Origin of the sequence: Anabaena sp. AL93, assembly GCF_001672085.1 — a bacterium.
Lineage (GTDB): Bacteria > Cyanobacteriota > Cyanobacteriia > Cyanobacteriales > Nostocaceae > Dolichospermum > Dolichospermum heterosporum.
Window position 1 is genome coordinate 13,906 of record NZ_LJOU01000061.1, and the last position, 22,877, is coordinate 36,782.

The 22,877-nt window shown below is 37.8% G+C and carries 23 protein-coding genes and 1 pseudogene; 14 read left to right on the forward strand and 10 right to left on the reverse strand.

Annotated features, from left to right (window positions below; all coding sequences use genetic code 11):
• The first annotated feature begins 41 nt into the window (after positions 1 to 41).
• The 9 genes from AN486_RS16305 (at position 42) to dacB (ending at position 8,280) form a co-directional block, all read left to right on the forward strand.
• A complete protein-coding gene (locus AN486_RS16305; RefSeq protein WP_027403515.1) occupies positions 42 to 422 on the forward strand; it encodes a hypothetical protein in 381 nt (126 codons plus the stop codon).
• A gap of 357 nt (positions 423 to 779) precedes the next feature.
• On the forward strand, positions 780 to 908 hold the full coding sequence (locus AN486_RS16310; protein WP_290601565.1) for a hypothetical protein: 129 nt from the start codon (positions 780 to 782) through the stop codon (positions 906 to 908).
• The gene (gene gloB / locus AN486_RS16315) at positions 908 to 1,681 is read left to right on the forward strand and encodes a hydroxyacylglutathione hydrolase (protein ID WP_290601567.1); all 774 of its coding nucleotides are present in this window, start codon (positions 908 to 910) and stop codon (positions 1,679 to 1,681) included. Before AN486_RS16310 ends, gloB begins: the two co-directional genes overlap by 1 nt.
• A 437-nt stretch (positions 1,682 to 2,118) precedes the next feature.
• Positions 2,119 to 2,565, forward strand: coding sequence for a DUF29 domain-containing protein (locus AN486_RS16320; protein ID WP_053537592.1), 447 nt, complete (start codon positions 2,119 to 2,121; stop codon positions 2,563 to 2,565).
• Between the two features lie 308 nt (positions 2,566 to 2,873).
• Positions 2,874 to 3,167: a hypothetical protein gene (locus tag AN486_RS16325; RefSeq protein ID WP_233455383.1), complete on the forward strand. Its 294-nt coding sequence runs from the start codon at positions 2,874 to 2,876 to the stop codon at positions 3,165 to 3,167.
• The gene (locus tag AN486_RS16330; protein WP_053537591.1) at positions 3,160 to 3,450 is read left to right on the forward strand and encodes a type II toxin-antitoxin system RelE/ParE family toxin; all 291 of its coding nucleotides are present in this window, start codon (positions 3,160 to 3,162) and stop codon (positions 3,448 to 3,450) included. The genes AN486_RS16325 and AN486_RS16330 overlap by 8 nt, the downstream gene beginning before the upstream one ends.
• A 220-nt stretch (positions 3,451 to 3,670) precedes the next feature.
• Entirely contained in the window at positions 3,671 to 4,129 is a 459-nt protein-coding gene (gene rplI, locus AN486_RS16335; protein ID WP_015079125.1) for a 50S ribosomal protein L9, read from the forward strand.
• 286 nt (positions 4,130 to 4,415) lie between these two features.
• Complete coding sequence (dnaB, locus tag AN486_RS16340; RefSeq protein ID WP_290601573.1) at positions 4,416 to 6,809, forward strand: replicative DNA helicase; 2,394 nt, start codon at positions 4,416 to 4,418, stop codon at positions 6,807 to 6,809.
• Between the two features lies 1 nt (position 6,810).
• Entirely contained in the window at positions 6,811 to 8,280 is a 1,470-nt protein-coding gene (gene dacB / locus AN486_RS16345) for a D-alanyl-D-alanine carboxypeptidase/D-alanyl-D-alanine-endopeptidase (RefSeq protein ID WP_290601575.1), read from the forward strand.
• Positions 8,281 to 8,408: 128 nt separating this feature from the next.
• Here the strand turns inward: dacB and AN486_RS16350 are convergent, their stop codons facing one another.
• Positions 8,409 to 8,876, reverse strand: a complete 468-nt coding sequence (locus tag AN486_RS16350) for a hypothetical protein (protein ID WP_290601577.1) — start codon at positions 8,874 to 8,876, stop codon at positions 8,409 to 8,411.
• Positions 8,877 to 8,951: 75 nt separating this feature from the next.
• Positions 8,952 to 10,127 carry a DNA double-strand break repair nuclease NurA gene (locus tag AN486_RS16355; RefSeq protein WP_053537587.1) on the reverse strand — a complete coding sequence of 392 codons (1,176 nt, stop codon included), beginning with the start codon at positions 10,125 to 10,127 and terminating at the stop codon, positions 8,952 to 8,954.
• Between the two features lie 185 nt (positions 10,128 to 10,312).
• Here AN486_RS16355 and AN486_RS16360 point away from each other — a divergent pair, with 185 nt between their 5' ends.
• Positions 10,313 to 10,987 carry a tetratricopeptide repeat protein gene (locus AN486_RS16360; RefSeq protein ID WP_290601580.1) on the forward strand — a complete coding sequence of 225 codons (675 nt, stop codon included), beginning with the start codon at positions 10,313 to 10,315 and terminating at the stop codon, positions 10,985 to 10,987.
• Here the strand turns inward: AN486_RS16360 and AN486_RS16365 are convergent.
• A complete protein-coding gene (locus tag AN486_RS16365) occupies positions 10,963 to 11,748 on the reverse strand; it encodes an HAD family hydrolase (RefSeq protein ID WP_290601582.1) in 786 nt (261 codons plus the stop codon). The two genes, AN486_RS16360 and AN486_RS16365, sit on opposite strands and share 25 nt — an antisense overlap.
• Positions 11,749 to 11,968: 220 nt before the next feature.
• Between AN486_RS16365 and AN486_RS16370 the strand changes: the two genes are divergently transcribed.
• The 3 genes from AN486_RS16370 (at position 11,969) to AN486_RS16380 (ending at position 15,654) form a co-directional block, all read left to right on the forward strand.
• Complete coding sequence (locus AN486_RS16370; protein WP_290601584.1) at positions 11,969 to 14,017, forward strand: FHA domain-containing protein; 2,049 nt, start codon at positions 11,969 to 11,971, stop codon at positions 14,015 to 14,017.
• Positions 14,018 to 14,213: 196 nt separating this feature from the next.
• Positions 14,214 to 14,663 (forward strand): hypothetical protein, encoded by a 450-nt coding sequence (locus AN486_RS16375; RefSeq protein ID WP_290601586.1) that lies wholly within the window; start codon positions 14,214 to 14,216, stop codon positions 14,661 to 14,663.
• 415 nt (positions 14,664 to 15,078) lie between these two features.
• On the forward strand, positions 15,079 to 15,654 hold the full coding sequence (locus AN486_RS16380; RefSeq protein WP_290601588.1) for a YHS domain-containing (seleno)protein: 576 nt from the start codon (positions 15,079 to 15,081) through the stop codon (positions 15,652 to 15,654).
• Between the two features lie 147 nt (positions 15,655 to 15,801).
• On the opposite strand, the gene AN486_RS16385 is transcribed toward AN486_RS16380, so the two are convergent.
• The 6 genes and pseudogenes from AN486_RS16385 to AN486_RS16410 all read right to left on the reverse strand — a co-directional run bounded on the left by AN486_RS16385 (position 15,802) and on the right by AN486_RS16410 (position 22,245).
• Positions 15,802 to 17,004: a GUN4 domain-containing protein gene (locus tag AN486_RS16385; protein WP_290601590.1), complete on the reverse strand. Its 1,203-nt coding sequence runs from the start codon at positions 17,002 to 17,004 to the stop codon at positions 15,802 to 15,804.
• A gap of 479 nt (positions 17,005 to 17,483) precedes the next feature.
• Positions 17,484 to 18,194 carry a serine protease gene (locus AN486_RS16390; RefSeq protein WP_290601592.1) on the reverse strand — a complete coding sequence of 237 codons (711 nt, stop codon included), beginning with the start codon at positions 18,192 to 18,194 and terminating at the stop codon, positions 17,484 to 17,486.
• A gap of 120 nt (positions 18,195 to 18,314) precedes the next feature.
• Entirely contained in the window at positions 18,315 to 18,884 is a 570-nt protein-coding gene (locus AN486_RS16395; RefSeq protein ID WP_290601594.1) for a COP23 domain-containing protein, read from the reverse strand.
• 112 nt (positions 18,885 to 18,996) lie between these two features.
• Positions 18,997 to 20,535 (reverse strand): serine/threonine-protein kinase, encoded by a 1,539-nt coding sequence (locus AN486_RS16400; RefSeq protein WP_290601596.1) that lies wholly within the window; start codon positions 20,533 to 20,535, stop codon positions 18,997 to 18,999.
• 192 nt (positions 20,536 to 20,727) lie between these two features.
• Positions 20,728 to 21,066, reverse strand: a pseudogene (locus AN486_RS16405) (metal ABC transporter permease); the annotation flags it as partial.
• Between the two features lie 222 nt (positions 21,067 to 21,288).
• Positions 21,289 to 22,245, reverse strand: a complete 957-nt coding sequence (locus tag AN486_RS16410; RefSeq protein WP_190384339.1) for an NAD(P)-dependent oxidoreductase — start codon at positions 22,243 to 22,245, stop codon at positions 21,289 to 21,291.
• A gap of 231 nt (positions 22,246 to 22,476) precedes the next feature.
• On the opposite strand from AN486_RS16410, the gene AN486_RS26700 reads away from it, so the two are divergent.
• Positions 22,477 to 22,602: a 4-Cys prefix domain-containing protein gene (locus AN486_RS26700; RefSeq protein WP_335337407.1), complete on the forward strand. Its 126-nt coding sequence runs from the start codon at positions 22,477 to 22,479 to the stop codon at positions 22,600 to 22,602.
• Here the strand turns inward: AN486_RS26700 and AN486_RS16415 are convergent.
• The coding region (locus AN486_RS16415) for a zinc ribbon domain-containing protein (RefSeq protein ID WP_290601599.1) at positions 22,585 to 22,877 on the reverse strand (293 nt) is incomplete at its 5' end. The two genes, AN486_RS26700 and AN486_RS16415, sit on opposite strands and share 18 nt — an antisense overlap.

Below are 22,877 nucleotides of genomic sequence, written 5' to 3' on the forward strand. Positions count from 1 at the left end.
TACCAAATAAAAACGAATTTTAATAACAACCAGGAGTTTGAATGTACTATTACCCTCTGCAACCGCCTTACTTTTTACTATTAGTTGGTTTTTTCACGGCTTTAACTTCTGGGTTAGCTTTATCTGGGACATTAAAGGTAATTGTCCAGCAATGGCCACAAGATAAATCTCCTAAGGAAAAGACTAATACCCGTTCTTTTTATAAACAATTGTTAGTGCCATTTATTGGTATTACTGGTGGTTCTTGCTTATTTCTTTGTTCTGGTTTCGAGATATTTGGTTTTCCTACGGGAATGGCTTTAAGTATAGGTTTACCACTGAGTCTATTAACGTGCTTCTTTGTTTGGCGGCAGTTGGGAGGCTTACTCGATTATGTTAAGAGGGAAGGAATGCAATCTTTAGATTTAGATTCTTGGTCTTAGATATAAGACAATAGAGGGCGCAGGCCCTGCGCCCCTACATTAATTAAACATATTGTCTGAATCAGGATGTCCAGGATTTAATGATTAACAGGATGAAAAAATACATTGTCTGAATCAGGATATCCAGGATTTAATGATTAACAGGATGAAAAAATACATTGTCTGAATCAGGATATCCAGGATTTAATGATTAACAGGATGAAAAAATACATTGTCTGAATCAGGATATCCAGGATTTAATGATTAACAGGATGAAAAAATATATTGTCTGAATCAGGATATCCAGGATTTAATGATTAACAGGATGAAAAAATACATTGTCTGAATCAGGATGTCCAGGATTTAATGATTAACAGGATGAAAATAGATATCTTATTACCAATTACCAATTACCAATTACCAATTACCAATTACCAATTACCAATTACCAATTACCAATTACCAATTACCAATTACCAATTACCAATTACCAATGGGAAAAGCTAATGCAAATCATTCGTTTACCGGTACTTGCTGACAATTATATATTTTTACTGCATGATCCAGTGCGGAATATTGCGGCTGTTGTTGATCCGGCGGAAGCACAACCAGTTCTAGATGAATTGAGAAAAATTAATGCTCAGTTAGTGGCAATTTTTAATACCCATCATCATGGTGATCATGTGGGTGGGAATACACAATTAATGAAGACATTTCCTGACGTGAAAGTTTATGGAGGTGCGGAAGACAGGGGGAGGATTCCGGGACAGCAGGTATTTTTGCAAGAAGGCGATCGCATCCAATTTAGCGATCGCACTGCTAATATATTCTTTGTACCTGGACATACTCGCGCTCATATTGCTTACTATTTCCCCCCAGCAAGTCCAGGAGAGCCTGGAGAATTGTTCTGTGGTGATACATTGTTTGCGGGAGGTTGCGGGCGTTTATTTGAAGGTACACCAGGGCAAATGGTAGATTCTTTAAGTAAACTCCGGGCTTTACCTGATCATACTCGCGTTTGGTGCGCCCACGAATACACTTTAAGCAATTTGCGGTTTGCTGTAACTGTAGATGCTGAAAATGCAGATTTACAAAAACGCTACCAAGATGTTAAAGCTCAACGGGATAAATTAGAACCGACAGTTCCATCAATTTTAGGAGTCGAAAAACTCACCAATCCTTTTTTACGTTGGGAAGAACCATCTCTACAAGTAACAGCAAAGAGTGATGATGGTATCCAAACCTTTGCCCGAATTCGGGGAATGAAGGATAATTTTTAATTATTTTGATAATTTGTCTAAGTAGTGAGAAAGAATTAATTACATAATGTCATTGCGTAAGCGTTGCGTGGCGTTAGCCATATGGAACGAAGTGAAATGAAGCAATTCCAAGGGTTGTGATTGCCTCCCTTCCTTCGCAATGACTGTAAATATTTTTGTCTAATTACTTAGGGTTGGGGAAACCCCATCCCCGATTGTATTACATCCGAACGATAACTATAGGACTCCTATTTGATTTTTGAACGGAACTCGGTACACCTTTATATTCTCGAATCCTCTTCTCTTGCCTCTTGCCTTCCTACGTAAGAAAATATGGCTAACGCCACGCTTTGCTATCAGGAATCAAGCCGGATTCCTATATATTAAAAATTAGCGATAGAATGAAGATAATTCTTATCAATATGTTAAGAGAGTCAAGCCAGCAGTAAATAAACTTTATGAATAAAACATCGGTAAAAAATCTCTACGATCAAGATTTTTATCTTTGGGTTGAGGATACCGTTAGTAAGTTAAAAGCACGAGATAATGAGCATTTAGATTGGGATAATTTAATTGAAGAGGTAGAATCTTTGGGTAAAAGTCAGCGCAAAACAGTGCGGAGTTTTCTGGTGCGTTTATTAGAACATTTATTAAAGCGGTGTTATGTACCAATGTCGGACTGTTATCGGGGTTGGGAAATTGAAATCAGGAATTTTCGGCAACGGTTACAAATTGAATTAGAAGATTCACCGAGTTTGAAAGGTTTTGTTTTAGAAGTTCTGGACAAAAGCTATCAAATGGCTTTAGAAAATGTGAGAGATGGTTATCCTGATGTTTATTTTTCTGATGTTTGTCCATTTCCTAGTAATATAGATGCTTTGTTAAATGAGCGATTTTGGAAGTGACGGAGAGATTTTTTTTGAATATTTCCTTTTTCACTCAATTAGAACAGTTTTTGGGAATTACTCTGAGTAAATGGGTTAAATAATTCGATTATAGTGTAAATAGACAGTCTATGCCTGTGTCATGCTGCACGAATGGTAAGGAACGCAAATTTAATAACCTGCAATTCTGATGTAACCTGGAATGGTGCGTTACGCTGTCGCTAACACACCCTACTTTTGCACCTTATTTAATTCACATTCCTAAGCTATATCTATGGAAAACAGACTCAGATAACAGTATAATGTAAATAGCTTTACCCATGATTTCTATGACATTAACAGAAATTTTACCCTCACTACAAAAATTATCTCACCAAGAAAAAATCAAAGCCATTCAATTTTTAGCTACAGAATTAGCTCAAGAAGCACAAAATTTAGCAACAGAATCACTTGAGTATGGTGAGATAGATACAGAATTAAATTTTCAGCCTCTTAATAAAAAAGACATGATTGAAGAAAGCAAATCTGCTTTAGAAACCTACCGTCGTACAGGTTCAGGAGTCAAACATGAACAAGTCCAAAAATGGGCAAATAGTTTAACAATTCATAATAATAATGTCTGAGATAGTTTGGACAGAAACTGCTACGAATGACTTAAATCGTCATTATGATTTTATAGCACTTAGTAATGCTGATGCAGCAGTCCGCGCAGTACAAGCAATTGTTTCTTCAGGGGGAAGTCTACAACAAAATCCTCGTCGCGGTGCGATTGTAGATGAAATAGTAGGGTTACGAAAGCTTATAGTTGCTTTTGGTAAGTATGGATTCATAATTCACTACGTTATTCTTGAGGATGATGTGATTATTTTACGTATATATCATGGACGAGAGAATAGACCTATTTAGTTAATTGCAAGATTGCAAGCGTTAGCTTACGCTTTCCTGTATCTATGAAAATATTGCTTTTTTTAAATTTCTAGCATTTAGAGTTGCGATCGCTCCCCAAATTTCGCTACAATGTCGAGGCTGTGGGTACGTTAAAAGTCGCTGAGGATCAAGCTACACTTTTATGAGCCACCCTGCGACACCCAAATAACTAAGATTTTACCAAGAAAAGCGAAAAACAATGGCGAAACGTGTGCAATTAGTTTTAACAAAAGATGTTACCAAGCTGGGAAAACTCGGCGATTTGGTAGAAGTAGCTCCCGGTTATGCTCGTAACTACCTCATCCCTCAGAGTTTAGCCGCTCGTGCTACACCCGGATTACTTAAACAAGTAGAACGCAGACGTGAGAAAGAATATCAAAGACAATTAGAACTCAAACAACAAGCAACTGAGCAAAAAACAGCTTTAGAAAATATTGCTGGTTTAAAAATTGCCAAGCAAGTTGGTGAAAATGAGGCTATTTTCGGAACTGTTACTACTCAAGATGTTGCAGATGCAATTCAAGCAGTAGCTAGTCTAGAAATAGATCGTCGTGGGATCACTATTCCCGATATTAGCCAATTGGGTACTTACAAAGCTGAAATTAAACTCCATTCTGAAGTAACAGCAGTAATTAACATTGAAGTCGTCTCTAACTAACGGTGACCGAAAAGACGGGACACAAGCCCCGTCCTGGAAGGACGGCTTTATGTTAAAATTTGGTCATAGTCGCCATAGGGCATTGGGAGACTTTAAACGGACATGGAGGGACGATAAGACCACTTGTGGCGGGTTCTGGCGAAGTGTCAATAATCACCGCACCTTCAGGTGGGTGAGTATGTCAATTAATTAATCACCACAGATGATATATCTGTGGTTATCAATATTTTCCTATCGGTTTTGGATGATTAGGTAAAAATCCAAAATCGCTAAAATTTAAAATTCTATGGCTGAAGAACTAAGTTTTCAAGGTGATGGTAGTAATCGCGTCCCACCTCAAAACATCGAAGCAGAAGAAGCGATTCTAGGAGGTATTCTCCTAGATCCAGAGGCAATTGGTCGAGTGAGCGATCGCCTAGTTCCCGAAGCATTTTATATTAGCGCCCATACAACCATCTATCAAGCCGCCCTCCGTCTCCATACCCAGCAAAAACCCACAGACCTACTTTCCATCACCAGTTGGTTAACAGACAACGATCAATTAACCCAAATTGGCGGCAGAAACAAACTAGCAACATTAGTAGACCGGACAGTTTCCGCAGTCAATATTGATGCCTTAGCAGGGTTAGTCATGGAAAAATACCTGCGTCGGCAATTAATCAAAGCTGGGAATGAAATTGTCCATCTTGGTTTTGAAACAGAAACAGAATTACCAATTGTTCTGGACAATGCCGAACAAAAAGTTTTTAACGTCACCCAACAAAAAACCCAATCAGGATTAGTTCATATTGGTGACACTTTAATTAATACTTTTCAAGATATTGAAACTCGTCATCAAGGGATTGCATTACCGGGAATACCTTGTGGTTTTTATGATTTAGATGCCATGACTAGCGGTTTTCAGCGTTCTGATTTAATTATCGTCGCTGGGAGGCCATCAATGGGAAAATGTCTCAGTTATGATTCAGAAATCGTTTTAGCAGATGGACAAATTGCCACAATTGAAGAATTATATCAGCAACGGCAAGGTTCATTATTAACATTAAATGATGATTGGAAATTTACCTTTACCCAACCATCTGCATTTGTAGATGATGGAATTAAACCAGTTTTCCGCATCACAACTCGCTTAGGTCGGGCAATTGAAACCACAATTACTCACCCATTTTTAACTATTAAAGGTTGGCAAAGATTAGAAAATCTGCAAGTGGGAAATAAGATTGCCATCCCTCGTAAAATAGATGTGTTTGGAACAGAAACTATCCGCGAGTGTGAAGTCAAATTATTAGCTGATTCTCTTGAAAAGAGTGATACTAAAACCGTCCCAAATATTGTCTTTAAATTAGAAAAATCACAATTATCATTGTTTCTAAATCGTCTCTTTGCCACTGATGGTTGGGCTACTGTACTTAATAGTGGTCAATCACAATTAGGTTATTGTACAGTCAGCGAAAAACTAGCAAGACAAATTCAACATCTGTTATTAAGATTTGGGATTATTGCTGCTTTGAAAAAGCGGTCTGTGAAATATAATGATACCCGTAGACCAGCATGGCAATTAGATATTACTGATGCTTTATCTATCAAAAACTTCATTGCAGAAATTGGCATTTTTGGCAAAGAAGCAGCATTAGCAAAAGTTACAGCAGCAATATCTCAAAAAAGATATCAAACCAATCGTGACTTAATACCTATAGAAATTTGGGAACAGATAGCAGCCGCTAAAGGTAGCGAAACTTGGAGTAGTTTAGCAAAACGGGCTGGGATTAAAAGCTATACAAATATTCATGTCGGCAAGCGGGCATTAAAACGGGAAAGATTATGGATTTTAGCCACTGCTTTAGATAATTTACCACTTCAGCAATTAGCAAATAGTGATGTATATTGGGATGAAATTATTTCTATTGAATCAGTTGGTAACAAACAAGTTTATGATTTGACAATTCCTGAAACACACAACTTTATTGCTAATGATATTTGTGTTCACAATACCGCCTTTTGTCTTAACCTAGCTCATAACATTGCAGCCGGTTATCAATTAGCAGTTGCAGTTTTTAGTTTAGAAATGTCCAAAGAACAACTAGTACAAAGACTATTAGCTAGTGAAGCCGGAATTGAAAGTAGTTATTTAAGAAGTGGACGGATTAGTCAAACCCAATGGGAACCTTTAAGCCGTGCCATTGATAAACTCTCCGACACGCCGATTTTTATTGATGATACGGCAAATATTACAGTCACACAAATGCGAAGTCAAGCGCGACGATTGCAAGCCGAACAAACTAAAGACTTAGGATTAATAGTAATTGATTACTTGCAATTAATGGAAGGTAGTAGTGATAATCGTGTCCAAGAATTATCGAGAATTACCCGTTCTTTAAAAGGTTTAGCGAGAGAATTATCTGTACCCATAATTGCCTTATCACAGTTAAGTCGCGGAGTAGAAGCAAGAACTAATAAACGGCCAATGTTATCTGATTTGAGAGAATCGGGTTCAATTGAACAAGATGCGGATATAGTTATGATGTTATACCGTGATGAATATTATTCACCAGATACTCCAGATAGAGGAATTGCCGAAGTAATAATCGCTAAACATCGGAATGGACCAACAGGAACAATTAAACTATTATTTGATCCACAATTTACAAAGTTTAAAAATCTAGCTAAACCAAGTTGGTAATATGTCAAAAAAGAATTATTTCAGCTTGATATTACTATTTGTTTCTATTAATATTGGTAGTATTCAAAAAATAGCTAAGGCACAAACACCAGTTCCAGAAGTTACGAATATAAAATCAATTTGTCCTGCTCAATTATCATCTGCTATTAATACTATTATCAATCATCCTCAATTTAGTCGAGTCCGTTGGGGGATTTTAATTAAACCATTATCATCAGAAAAGATTCTTTATAGTCAAGATAGCCAAAAATATTTTATTCCTGCTTCTAATATGAAGCTATTTACTACCGCAGCAGCATTACAACAATTAGGAGCAGATTTTCGGATTCGTACTTCTATTTATGATGATGGTAATGGTGTTTTGCGTGTAGTGGGAAGGGGAGATCCGAGTTTCAAAAATGCTCAGTTAACAATATTATCAAAACAACTATATCAACAGGAAATTCGGCAAATTAATCAATTAATTGCTGATGATAGTTATTTTCAAGGTGAAGTAGTTAATCCTAGTTGGGAATGGGAAGACATTCAAGCTGATTATGGCGCACCAATTAATAGTTTTATTCTCAATGAAAATGCTACTGTATTAACTTTTTTACCACAAACTATTGGAGAACCATTAAAATTAAAATGGACAGAACCAACAGAAGCATATCGGTGGAAAATCGAAAATAATTCCGTCACTACTGAAGCCGATAAACCCAGTTTTGTAGAAGTAAATCGTGACTTAAAAGGACAAATTCTGCGAATCAAAGGACAATTGGCTATAAATTCCCAGCCAGAGATTACAGGTTTAGCCGTATTTGATCCAGTTGCTAATTTTATCAGACAATTTCGCCAAAATTTATCTAGACAGGGAATCACTGTTAAAGAAACTGTAATTAAAAATCTTAGTCAAAATAAACAAGAAAAAGAAATAGCCGCAGTAGAATCTCCACCTTTATCGGAATTATTACTAGAGACAAATGTGAATAGTAATAATTTATATGCTGAGGCTTTACTCAGAAGTTTAGCTATTAAGAAACCAGAAGAAAAAAATCAAAATACGGCTGATGTCGGATTACAAGTTGTCAGAGAAACTTTAACTCAATTAGGAGTTGCACCAGCAGGTTATGTCATTGTAGATGGTTCTGGTTTATCTCGGAAAAATTTAACGACTCCAGCAGCGTTGGTACAACTTTTACAAGGAATTGATAAATCACCTCAAGCAGCAGTTTTTCGGGCTTCTTTACCTATTTCTGGTGTCAAAGGTAGTCTAAAAAATCGGTTTCTTAATACTGCGGCTGCGGGAATAGTGCAAGCAAAAACAGGTTCAATGACAGGAATTTCTACTCTATCTGGATATATGAACGCACCCGATTATGAACCCTTGGTTTTTAGTATTATGGTAAATCAATCTGAACAACCGGGGAAAGTCATGAGAACAGCAATAGATGAAATTGTAGTTTTATTATCTGAATTAAAGCAGTGTTAAAATAATTGGGCAAATGATAAGCTGTTACGGATTTACTTTTTTTGCCCCAAAGCCTTATTCCAAGGACTTTAGGCTACAAATTATTAAATTTAGCTGCGTAACAGCTTATTATCATTTTATTGCTTTTTTTATAGTTGTGGATAAAAACTGAGAGGACAGCTTTGGGGACGAGTGCTGTAGACAATACTGGAACGGGGGAAAGGCTCTCCTGGGGTAGGAAAAACACCCAATTCAACACTCAAAGAAGCCATCTGTGGATATTTATCTAAGAGAAATTGAACTAGCTTTTTATTAATAATTTCCCAAAAATCTCCATCATTTGGGTAATTAGTAAGAAACTGATCAATATCCTTTCTAATTGGTACAAAATCAGGGTAAGCATTTTGAGATATCGCTTCTGGAGTTAGACGGTAAGCGACTTTGATATTTAGGATTGCTCCTCCCTGATGAAATTTAATGGCATAATTGGGAACTTGAAATGTAAAAATTTCTTGATGCTGTTCACATTTCGTATTTGTTTGTGATAAAGCGGGTGAGGCAAACACATTCAGGGATAGAATTAGAACACTAGAAGCCAGCAAAAATCTGTATTTCATATTCTTTGTTAACACACCATCTCTATACTTTCGCACAAAATGACCAAAAAGATAAACTCCATTTACAACCTGAGTTTAGGCAATACTACCCCGTTTTCTTGCTTCTTTGTTGGAAATCCCGACATTTTTGATCCCAGCTTTAATCATTTGTCGTTCTAAAAGGGCAAAGAACCGGGTTCTATCACCACCCCTGACTACAGCCTGATTATGCGCTTCGGCGATCGCCACAGGATAACCATACCCCTTATGTACCTGTGCCAACATTAATCCTAGTGCTTGATCAAACATGATGGAATTTTCTGCAACCCAAGCGGGAACTTCAATCCGGGCAATTTCTGTCCCGACATGGACGTAACAAAAATAAATAATTTGCTCGTCATACAATTCTAAAATTCGGGCATTACTTCGCCATAATGGTCCGCGTTGTCCAGGTTGAAGTTGGGTGGTCATGATGGTTGTATCGCGCAAAGTATCAAATTTTTTGCAAGGTACGTATTCTAGTTGATTGGGACAATGGGTAATACAATCAGGGACAGGGTGAGGACAAGCTAAAAAGCGTAAAAAGTTGGTGGCTTCGGTGCTACGAGAGGCACTAAGATAGCCCATGAGGGGGATTTGGGCTTGTTGGAGTTTTTGCCAAGCTTCTAAAACCGGAGGTAAAATCATATCCCTGGCATCCATCGGTAACTGATCTAAAAACCAGTATATTAACGAACCATCTGTCATCGCTAAGACTGGGGCTGCTGTTTTCGCACTACAAGCTAGTTCTGCTAAGACTGTAGCCTCGGAAGCAGTACGCCGATAACCCATCCATTCATCCGTTCTAATGCCCCACTGACGCGATATATATAAATCTTCAGGGCGATAAAATACCTCCGGTAAACTATCGAGAATTGGGTGAAGATTTTGACCATAGTGCAAAACCACTCTCCCAATATTTAGTAAGTAACAATACGCAATTTCGTGATGATTTGGGGAAATTTGCGAACCATCTGTAGAAATAACAGTATGAACTTTGGGGGGAACAGGAATAGTAATGCAGGTTTCGAGAGGTTCAATGGGTGTAGCATTAGCAAAAATAATCCGATTTCGCCATTCTTCTTGACGTTTAACTAACTGTTCTTGACACTCAAAAGCTTTTTTTAAATATTGTTGTGCTAACTCCAACCGCTGATGACTTGCAGCCACCTCTGAAGTTAAATGTTGACTGAAACCTTGCATTTGTCTCGATATTTTTGTTAAATCAAGCATATTCGTTGGGTGTATTTGTGTTGATGTAAATCAATGCTATATAATTACAGCACTTCCCGATCTTATGAGTTACAAGAACCCCACCCCCAACCCCTTCCCCGCAAGCGATGAGGGGGCTAAGATATAACTCATATAATTGGAAACTGCTGTAACAACTGTATGCTAATAATTGGGAAAAGAGCGTCATGAAAAAATGGAAATTAACAATTACAACTCTCATATTAGGAACTATATTATATAGTCCGTCAGTGTGTGCTAAAAATTTGGCAAATATTTCCGATTTTAGAATAGAATCATCCCTGTTAGCACAATCTGATCTGAAAGAGGCTATTGTATATTTCCATCAGGGAATTAACCGTCATACATTTGGAGACATAAAAGGGGCTATTGAAGAATATAATAAGGCTTTACGGTTACATCCTAATTTTCCTGAAGTTTACTATAAACGAGGAATATCTCGCTATAAGTTGGGAGATCTAAAAGGGGCAATTGCAGATTATAACAAAGCAATCAGTCTTAATGCTAACTATCCTGGTATTTACAATCATCGAGGATTTACTCGTCATGATTTGGGAGATTTAAAAGGTGCGATCGCAGATTTTAACAAAGCATTAAGTCTTAATCCTAATTTTCCTGAAGCTTACCAAAATCGAGGGGTTTCTCGCAATAAGTTAGGTGATAAGCAGGGGGCAATTACTGATTTGAAAACAGCAGCTAATTTATTTCAACAACAAAAAAGAATTTCTAATTACCAAGAAGTAATTGATCTGATTAAGAAAATAGAAAATAGATCCCCGACTTCTCTAAGAAGTCGGGGATCTAGGTACTACATAAATTATAACCAAGTGGAAAAATCGTGAGTAAAATGAGAAGGTGATATTAAATGAATACGTGGATCATTTTTCCCTGCTTCCCGTTCCGATTGAGTGTTATAACCCCAATCTGCGAGAAAAAGTTGGACATGATTTAAGTCTGATTGCTGTTGGACTAATTGTAATGTTTTTAGTCTATCTTCCACAAACCATAAACTTACATTTTGGGTATTTGCCTTCTCAATTAATTCACGCAAAGTTTCATATTTGGGGCGTTTTACTTCCTTCCCAAAAATATTTTCTGGTGGTAAATTAACTCCTTCTTGTTGTAATAATTGCTTGACAAATCGCCCTTCTTTGGTAGTGACAATATATAACTGTATTTCACTTTTAAGAGTTATTTTGAGTCTTTCTATCACACCTGGATAGAATCTATGCAGACTTAACCAACCATTTAAATCTGTCTGAATCCATTCATCTCGTAGATGATCCAATTTTGTCGAAACTGCTTTTGCTTCTAGATTATCTGCTGCTAAGATTTGGGGAGTGATGTTTGTCCATGATTGGAGAATTTGATCATCAGAAAAACCCTCAATTAAGGCTTTAATTAAAACGGGCATTTCCCAACCAGTTTCAATTACAGGACGTAAGCGATAGAATCTCAAAGCTAAATCGTCTGGTGGTGTGTCGTTAGCCGGCGACCAAATTTGACAGTAGGTACGCCACGCTACCTCAAAATATTCAATTAGTCCATCGCAAACCACTCCATCAAAGTCTAAAGCCAAAATCATGGGACTATTTGCTGTCATTGTTCCGAGGGTAAAAACTGCTTTTGTTAGCTTACCGCATCTTCATCTCTGGATATGTAGCGATTAATCTATGAAATAGGGAATAAAAAATAAAGTTTTTTTAAGGTTTTTTCGGTATTTTTATGGAAATAGGGGAAAATATTGATGTATTAATATTATCAACTGACTCAAACCGAGTCAGACCATCAGATATTAAGGTGTAAATAGGAGCATCAAAACCATGCAAATCAAGCTGATTTCCGAAAATAAACTGACAGAGGAGCAGGAAGAACAGGTTTTTACCCTGCCGGTAGCTATCGGACGAGATATAACTCAACTTCCTGCCGTCCTCAATGGTGAAACGGTGTCTCCTGTAGTTTTATTGGACTCTAATAAGCAAATTTCTCGGTTTCATGCTCAAATTACCTTAGACAACAATGAGCTTTATGTAGAAGACAAGAGCGCCAATGGAACTCAAGTTAACGGTGAAAAGCTACTTAATCAACGTCGGACTTTAAACAGTGGGGATAGACTGGGAATAGGTAATCATACCATTACCGTTATTCTCATTCCATCTGAGGATGAGAATGCTACCGTTGTATTGGAAAATAATTCCACAATTTTTAACCCCCAATCTGAGATTATTCCTGTATCTAGGGTGCGGAAATTACCAGATTCTCAATCATCCATCATTTTTAACCCTTATACGGATGCTTTAGAACAGCAAACTCCCGACGCTGTACCTAGTCAACCTGCGGGTTTTCCCTATAATCTCAACTTTTGGAATGCAGAAAAGGTTTCCCCGGAAGCTATTCGTCGCAGTGGTATTTTAGTCAGAGAAACAGAATATGTTGCCTGTGGAGGAGGAATGGGTAGTTTTGTTTGGGTGGATATGTTGAGAATTGCGGGAGTTAAACCGGAAAATATTAAAGTTTTGAGTGTTCAAGACAAACCTTATAGGCGCTATGAAAGCTTACTAAAAAATTGTCAAATTCCCCGACATAAACGAATTCGTTCTGGTTCAGATTCCTGTCCTGATAATATTTGGGGATGGCCAGGATATGCTTTAAGAGATGTTTGGAGAGCCTTTTTTTCTGGACAAGTTGGTGCAGCTTTAGGATTTTTGTGGCAAGTTTTTGCCGAACCTGTTTATGCAGATACTTACACCCCTCGTGGAAAAGATGTATTTGAGTCAATGGACCGGGAGAGCGATCGCATTGGTTGGGGTAAAATGTTAGAATATGGTAGTATTCGCAGTCTACGACAAACAGAAGATGGGCGTTATTGTATTGCCTATTCCACTTCCAATCAAGAAGACGGAAATCACCAATTTTTATTAGCTAAATATGTCCATCTCTGCACAGGTTATCCAGCAATTAAATTACTAGAAGACCTAGAACAATATCGTCAGCAATATCCCGAAGAAACAGGAAATAAGAGAACTGTAGTTCAAGGTTATGAACCCCATGATCATATTTACCAACAATTAGAAAAAAAGGGCGGTACTATTGTCCTTCGCGGGTCGGGAATTGTAGCCTCACAAATATTAGAAAGGTTGTATGAAGCCCGAAAAATGCAAGGGAATATTCAGGTAATTCATTTAAACCGAGAACCGCGCAAAGGTAATCAATTTGAGCAAGCTAAACGCTATGTAGAAAATGATTGGGAATTTCAACCTTTTAACTGGCCAAAAGGAACTTGGGGCGGTGATATGCGGACAATGTTAGAAGCCGCTGACCCGTTAAGACGAAGGGAATTATTACAGGGTTGGGGGGGAACAACCACAGCTAGTCGTAAAAAATGGCGCGACATTATTCGTCAAGGAATAGCCCAGAAATGGTATGAAATTCGTTATGGTGTAGTCACTAAACTAGAACGTAATTCCCAAGGTCAAGTTATTACTCATGTAGTCACTAATAAAGGTCAAAAAACCCTAACTGCTGATTTTGTTATTGACTGTACAGGATTGATTTCCAATCCTTTAGAAAGTCCATTTTTAAAAGACCTAATACTGCATTACGATTTAGAACTAAACCCACAAGGACGTTTTCATGTAGAAAACAACTTTGAAATCAAAAAACTGCGAAATAATCGTTCTCGCATATATGGGGCAGGAATTATCACATTAGGCGGTCCCTACGCCCCCGTAGACACATTTTTAGGACTACAATATGCTGCCCATCGTTCTATGGAAGCATTGGCGGCTGCAAAGGCTCCAGGAGTCCGCTATATTCAGGGAATTTATTCTCTTTGGCAATGGCTAAAATGGGCGCTGAATCAAAAGCCTTAATTTAGAGGATGTTTTAAAAGTATTAGATGAAACCGATAATCTCCAAAAACCTAACCCCCCTGCCCCCTTCCCTACGAGGGAAGGGGGTTTTCAAAGCCTCTCCCCGCTTCGGGGAGAGGTTTGGAGAGGGGTTTGTTTATACATTAAAAACTTCTCAAACACCCTCTTACACATATTATAGGATAATAAGATCATCATGACTCCAACTTTATTCGGACGCTGGCAAACACGAATTTTTTTGTTAGCAACGGTGGGAATGTTAGTTTCTCTGCTTTTTTATGGGGGATATTTAGGCATTGCCTCCAACTTAGTTTACTTTTGGGTTGTGTTTTATGTAGGTTTATTTGGCATTGCCTGGGATATCCTATACGACTTTCTGCAAAAATATCTCTGGGACCATGACTGGCCTGGAGTATTTCAACTTTATGCAGGAGTTATAGAAGGGGTATTTCTGGCTTTAATAATTGCCAATATCGGTTTACCTCATATTCCTAAAAGTGAATTTGATTTAATCAGATTTATTCAACATTATGGTTTAGTTTGGTTAGCAGTTTATTTATCTGCTTGGGTAGTCATGCGGTTATTATTTCCCCGGTGGCGTTTTCGCGGTGGAGAATGGATTGGTAAATGGCCGAGAATTTCTTAGGGATTTATTCTTGCCACTTTTCCATAATTCCATTTAACATCTGTTCAAAAAATTCCCTCTTGAGGAAACTGGAATTTACCCCCCTTAGTCCCCCCTTGTAAAGGCTACGGTGTACACACAAGTCTTCTAGAGTTGCCCCACAACGTTTAGATCCCCCCAACCCCCCTTAAAAAGGGGGGCTAAATTCTTCAAAGTCCCCCTTTTTAAGGGGGATTTAGGGGGATCGGATAACGTTTAGCATCCTGTCTAGAGATGTGTGTACACTGTAGCTTGCAAAGGGGGGAAACCGGAATTTACCCCCCTTAGTCCCCCCTTGTAAAGGGGGGAAACCGGAAAAATTAGTTCCCTCCCCTTTGCAAGGGGAGGGTTAGGGTGGGGTAAGAACCTGATATTGTCCTAAAACAAATAAACATTTATGAATCACCAGAACTTTCTCGCTTTCATCACATCCTCAATATTCATGGTGGGATTAACTTTAGGTTGTCGTTCTCAAGCAACCACTACAACCGTTATTCCCAGCCTTCAACCCGCTGCCAATGGTAACTTTGATCCAAATGCTATTCAAGGGCAAAATACCCCAGTTAATCCCCCTTTTAAGCTGGCTGGTAATGTGTTTAATGTCCAAGACTCCTTTGTTTTAAAAGGTTTTGATGCTGTAGCCTATTTTCAACAAGGAAAAGCGATTCCGGGTAATGCTAATTTCACCTATAAATGGCAGAATGCAAATTGGCGATTTTCCACAGCCGAAAACCGCAACTTATTTATTAAAAATCCTGAAAAATACGCTCCTCAATATGGAGGATTTTGTGCTTGGGCTGTTAGTAGAGGATATACTGCACCTATTGACCCTAATGCGTGGAAAATAGTGGCTGGTAAGCTGTACTTAAATGCTAATTTGGACACTCAAAAACGCTGGGAAAAGGACATTCCTGGAAATATTCAAAAAGCTGATCAAAATTGGCCTGGTATAGCTGGGAAAATTCGCCGTTAATGAGCATTAGTCCTACTTTAGATCCCCGACTTCTTAAAGAAGTCGGGGATCTGGTAAGCTAACAGGTAATGAAATCCCCAAAGCCTAATAAATCGGCTGTTTATTTTTTGATAAGAAATACTTATAATCTTGTGTAACGCTTATGGGTTATAGTCTAGAGAAAAAAGGATAAAACTTCCCCGCAAACCCGTACCCTATAACCCGACTTCCTCTACTGCCTCCAAACCAGCCTGGCAGGTGTCCCGGTAGTGCATTTGTACTAAAAGTGTAATCATCGTAGGGGAGCCGTTTATCATTATTTCTCCAACCAACGCGATCGCCTAGCTTTGTAAAAGTATCCCAGTCAGGTTCTCCATCTAACTTGCCTCCCAAGTCCAGCCAAATTTGCTTTTGTACAGAAAAGCCAAATTTACCATTGCTATATTTTACCCATAATTGATCCATTTTTCGCAATTCCTGTCTGGGAAAATTTTTCACATCTTCAAGTCTTAACCATCCGTCCTGTTCTCGTTTAGTTAACTTTTTCATCAATTCCCAAGTTTCTAAATCTGCATCTCGCCATTTTTCTGCTTTTAACAATGATTCTAATTTCTGAAATATGGCAGGTGTAGGTTCATTTGTAGGACTAATATTATTACGAGGGGTATTAGCTTGGTTATTATTTTGAATATTACTAATTAAATTGGGGAATTTTTCCGTTGGTATTCCCTGAACTCCTACAATTTCAGTTCTTTGAACACCTTGAATTATAATAGATTGGGTTTCTGCCTTACCGTGAATAGCAATTAGAAGACCTTCTTCATTTAATACTGGACCTCCACTCATCCCCGGTAAAGCTGATCCATTATAGGATAATTCATACCCTTCTTGATTTTGACTCCTGCCTGTTATATCGGCTCGTATAAAACGATAATTACGCGGTTGATTTGTGGTTTCAGCCGGAAACCCTGCATAATATACGGTAGCTCCTTCTTTAACTGTCCGAGAATCAGCAATTTTAGCAATGGGATAATTTTTAGAACTGGTAAATCTAACTAAAGCTAAATCTAATTTTCCCACAATTTGAGCTTTGTTTTCCATCTGGTATTTTTGCCCATCATGGGTGATAAGCTCATAAATACCATATCCCGCTTTTTTAACCACATGATTGGCTGTCAGCACAGTATAAGTATTACCATTTTTGGCAATAATTACTCCTGAACCCTTACCATCTAATCCTCCAATCATGACGGTGATTGGTTTAGCGATATCATTAACTTGTACAGAAGTTAAAGCAAATACGGATTGGTATTGTACTAAAGCTAGGGTTGTTGTCCCTAGAATTACTCCTAATCCCTGGGAAAATTTCATAGTTCTCTGTTTGTTATAATACTATTTTTTATATACTATTTTTTATAGTACCCTTTCTTTGTACTTCACGCAAAGATGCAAGGTTTTAAAAGCTTGATTTAGATTTAGACAGCCAGACAGCCAGGGAATAAATTCCCTGTCTGAAAGCTCAAGTCGGTTTTAACCGACTGGGGATTTGATTGGGTTCGCTCAATAGTAACGCACCATTATCAATGATTCTTATACATCTGAATATATCTAATAAGTTATTCAAATCATTTTTCAGCAAAAAAGCACAAGTACCCTATATTCTCAATAATCTTGAGAATTTTCTCAATAAGCTGATGAAAAAAGTTAATTTCAGGACTTGAAATTCTCAACTATTTTTTGTACAATTTTTTTAGATAAAATCTGCTTGTGCTTTTTTTAGGAAAAAGACTTACAGCAGATTTAAACTTGTTTATATATTTTATTTTTTGTCTCAGGCAAAATTACAAGCATCAGGAATTGCCTTTAGCAAATAATAATTGCTTGACTGTTTCTAAGGGAATACCCCAACTATATTGACTTATTTGTTCTCGCTGTGCGTCCGTTGGGTAAGAACCATCTTCAAAAACATAAGGATCACCCCAAATTGGGTTAGCATGAAGTCCATTAATTCCCACTAATTCCCCCGCACCATTTAATAGGGGTCCTCCACTCATCCCTTTTTCTACGTCATTGGTAAAGCCAATTTGGTATCCTCCCTCTAGGGCTTTATCTAGCACCAGTTGAATTTTACCGGGTTTAATCACAAACCTCCCGGATTTGCTTTGGCTATTTTTGAGGGGAAAACCTGCGGACATTACCCAAGCTCCAATGGCAGCTTGTTGATTTGATTTGGTAGCAATCCTGTATTCTGAGTCAGCTACAAATTCTAATAAGGCTAAATCTAAACCATTTCCCCTCAGTTGTTTTTTCCGCACCACAGAGTTAGCACGGTAAATTTTTCCGTCGGGAGTTTGAATAGAATAGGGAGCTTCACCGGCTTGTAAAACGTGATTATTGGTAATTACTCCATAGGTTGAGGTTAATTTATCTTGATAAAATAGTACACCAGAACCTAATGAGCGATCGCGCTTTTCTCTAGGGCTACTCAGAATCTTAACTGTAATTAAACGGGCTTCTTCTTCAAGTTGAATTTGTTCCTGTCCAGACCACAAATTAACCATTGAAAAAGGGGGTTTTGGAACTGACGACACTGGAGCCAAAGGCAAAAGAGAACCAGCTAGTGCAAAAACAGCGACCATTTCTATCCGCCAACTCATGATTTTCCCCCCATAATTTCCAATTTACCAGATCGGCTCACTTTTACCGTTGATCACCTGATCAATGTCAACGCTGGCTGTGCCATCACGGTTGATTGTTGGTTTAATGTGTCCTTCTTGGTCGCCACTGAGGTAAACAGCCTCCCCACCTGCGGCAACACGGGTATTCAATAGTTGTTCGAGAACTTGCTTAGGGTCACGATCTTTTGTCATGGTCAGTAAAACATTTTTCTTATCGCAAGCTCCCTGATTAGTTCCTAAACCACAGATAACATATTGACCGTTAACTGTTCCCGTTTTCAGGATTTTCAGTTCACCTTTATTTTGCAGTTTCTGGAAACGATCTGATACCTCTTGACAACGTTTTTGAGGTGTCCATGTATCACTAATCTGACTTGTGTTTGTCCACACAATTAAGGCTACACTACCTCTGGTTGGGTGACGAACCACGGTTACTGGATAGTTATCACTCAAACCACAGGTAAATTGGCGGCTTTGAGCTTGGCTGGGTTGATTACTGGCTAAAGTAACACTCAAGGCTAAAGCCAGACCAGTTAAGGGTACTGATAGGTTATTTTTCATAACTAAAGCCATAAGAAATCAGGTTATTAAGAGGGTTACAAAAAGCTGATTATTTGAGTCAATCCTATGTTAATATAACTAGTGTCTAAATGTCAACTGACAAGGTATATTACCAGGCTGTACATCATATAACTAAAGTAGACTGCAAACGAAAAGACCTAATTATTGTTTGTTCTACATCGTTGAGAAAGGTGTCATAGAGTTTTTCTTCGGCTTGATAGGTGAGGATATAAACTTTTGAATCACGAATAGTCCAAACTTCCATGACTTTAAAGCTGAAGTTACCGATTTGCTCTTGACCTGTATAAACTATTTGATATCCCTCTCGATTGTCTATTTTTATTGGTTGTTGTTGGAGAATTTGTACGTCTTTAACAGATTTTTGAATTTGTTTGATAGCAGCCTGATTATACTCTGATAAAGTCTGAGATTTTTGTATATCTTCGATACGGATAAATAGCCCTACTTCGAGATTCAGACTAGAAGTATTAGGGAATATTTTGGCAATAGTTCCCCCGGTTAACGGACTATATTCTTGTTTTTCAGCCTTCCAGTCTTGAGGATATTTGATCTCAATTCCAAATTGTTTATCTGTAAATAGTTTACCAGGAATGGTTTTAATACTTTCTTGGGATTTTTGAATTTGATAGCGATACAAAGTTATGAAAACCCCAGCAGCGGTCAAAATAATTGCTGTTATCAATAAAACTTTAATAAATTGAGGTTGGGGAGGAGGGATAATTATTGTCTTATCACCATTATTTGTACGCGGACTCAATCCCGGTGGTTTATCATCAGGTTTATTCAGAGCTTCCATTACTTCCCGTGCTGACTGGAATCTATAATAAGGATCTTCTTGGAGCATACGCCTTAGTATCTTACCCAAATGTTCACTAATATAGGGATATTTTTGCCAATTCCAAAGATTATTAACGTCACGGGAATCGTCTGGAAATTCACCTGTTAATAATTGCACACAAGAAGCAGCTAAAGCATATAAATCACTGGAATAATCAACTTTTTCCTTTTTGATTTGTTCTGGGGGAGCATAGGAAATAGTTCCAAATACTATAGATTTTTCTGTGGTGGAAATATCACCTTTAATTACTTGTTTAACTGCTCCAAAGTCAATTAAATAGAATTTGTCATCTTCTGCATTGGAGCGCACAATATTACTAGGTTTAATATCCCGGTGAATAACATTGTGATTATGGATAAAGTCCAAACCAGGTAAAATATTATTTAATAGAGTCAAAACTTTTGCTTCTGAAAAACGTCCTTGTTGTTCCAGTTCTTTACTTAGATCTTCACCTTCGATATATTGTTGAACCAAATAATTAAACTCTTGTGGAGTATTTAATTGAGGGTCAGTTACAGTTAAGGAAAAATAATCATACAAGCAAGGAATATTGCCACTTTTATCCCCTAAATCTTCTAGAACCTGAGCCTCTCTTTCAAAGGCTTTTTTGATCCCTGCAACAATTTCAGAAGAATAATGATTATCAATTCGTAATCGCTTGATCACACAGTGTCGCTGAGTAAGCGTATCTAAATCAATAGCTAAAAAAGTGTCCCCAAAACTCCCTCCTCCTAAAGGCCTGAGAAGTTGGTATCTTCCTTTGTTTCCAGCTAAAATCGGGAGTTGTCCTTGAATCTCATTCATTTTCTTTCACCTGGGTTGCTGCACCTTAATCTGACACCTAAAGAATTATAATAGCGGTAATTGTGAACACTTTTCCAGTTGAGTAAAATAACGGCAATTAGCGATCGCTACTACACCAACAAAGTCCATTTATGTGGAATAACGTAAATATAAAGAAGCATTAAATGTAATGAAATTACCAATTTGATAATTTTATCTCCTATTCCCACTAGGAATCAAAATCCCATGTCGAGGACTAAACAATAAAGCCAAGGTAAATAAACCCGAAACCACTAATACAATAGCCAGACCAGAAGGTAAATTTATAAAAGTGGCTAAGATACATTCCGCTAATACTAGAAATTACCCCAATTACCGCCCCTAAAATCATGACTTCATGTAAACGTTTGACTAATAAATAAGCAGTTGCACCAGGAGTAATTAAAAGCGTAACGCACCATTATCAAGGATTCTGTGCGTTACGGATTTCATCCTAACGCACCCTACAATACTGAATATATCCAATAAGTTATTTAAATCATTCTTCGGCAAAAAAGGAGAAGTACCCTATATTAGCCTATATTCTCAATAATCTTGAGAATTTTCTCAATAAGCTAACGAAAAAAATTAATTTCAGGGCTTGAAATTCTCAACTATTTTTTGTAGGTCGGGTTAAGCGACAGCGCAACCCGACGCTCATGTTGGATTTTGTGCTATTGCTCCGCAACGCTCACGCGAACAACCCAACCTACAGAAAATGTACAAGGTATTGATCTAAATTCCCGCTTTTACGCTGCTAATTTTCAAAACATCAGTCATTGTTGCACAGTAATTTGGTAAATTAAAGCTGCTAGGATTAATGGCATTAGCATAGCTAAAATGACGATAATTCATACAGAATCTATCCCAGGCTGCCATTTGAATGCGGAATACAGCAATAATTACATTAGCTAAACCTAAAGATAAAGGAATGCGGAAATAAATCTTTTTACGGAAATAAGCACAAACTTCTTCAATGGCTTGATTTGCTGTTAGGGAAGATTGTCCTAACACAAATCGGCGGGGATCTCCCTGTTGTGGTGGATAATCAATTAAATATTGGATAACTGTGGCAATATCTTTACCATGAATGAAGTGAAAACTGCCATCTGCTTGTAAAAAACGAATAAAATTAATATAGTTAGTAACTTCAGGAATACCAGATGTGAGATGAGAATAGGGTTTTTTGTCATCACCACCTAATACTAAGGTAGGAAAAACCGTGGTAATTTTGGGAAAAATAGCTAACTTTTCGATTTGATGTAAACAATCATATTTAGAACGGATATAATCTGTACCAATTTCTCCAGCTTCTTTGAGTGGTTTGTTTTCGTTATTTAAAACACTCGCAGTGGAAAAATAAATTACCTGTTCACATCTTTCGGGATTTAGCAGGTTCATTAATTCTAAAGTTTTGAAGACATTAATATCAAAAATGCCCTCACCACCCCAGGAAGTGGCTGTTAATACGGCGATATCAATGGTTTTGAGTAAATTAGAGAATTTACCAATCTCTTGCATATCACCCTGAAGAATGGTGATTCCAGGACGGACTGTAGTATCTACTTGGAGTTTATTAGGGTTTCTAACCAGGAGATATAATTCGTGATTGGTGTTTTGAATTAAGGCTTCGCTGATATAGTGACCGATACAGCCACTTGCACCTGTAACTAAAATATGTTTTTTGGTCATGAAATTGGATGTTGGGGTTTTTGGGTATGGTTGAGGTCAGTGCGTAATTGTAGCATGATTTGAGAAGATAGATCCCCGATTTCTTAAAGAAATCGGGGATCTGGGTGTTAGTTAAGTTATATATTTTTTTAAATGAACCCCTCCAGACGCAGAGAAATGAGGTTTTGAGAGATTTTGCGTAAATCTTGATTAATTAGGGTAAAATTACAACGGAGCCTTGGTTGTGAGTCTATGCGTCAATGTCTTAATCCTGACTGTCTTTTTCCTAACCCTGATAATTTTCAATATTGTCAAAAGTGCGGTAATAAGTTACTTTTGCGTGAAAGGTATATACGTGAACTACCCACACTGACCTGACGGTACAGTGTCGGCTTCCTGTCCAACAGAAAGCACAGTAGTAGACTTCTTGCGTCCTCTATTACTGCGACTTATTTCTGGGCGACAGGCTTCTTGATGAAGTTGTTCATGGGGGAAACCCCCAAGACCACACTTCATCGCTTTATCCCCCGTTCCAGAGGTCAAAATTCGTAGTCCCTCATCTCTGAGGTTTATTGCTGCATTAATATCTCTATCATGTCTAGTCTGGCACTTTTCACAAGTCCAGAATCTTATATCAAGTGGCAAACTACCCA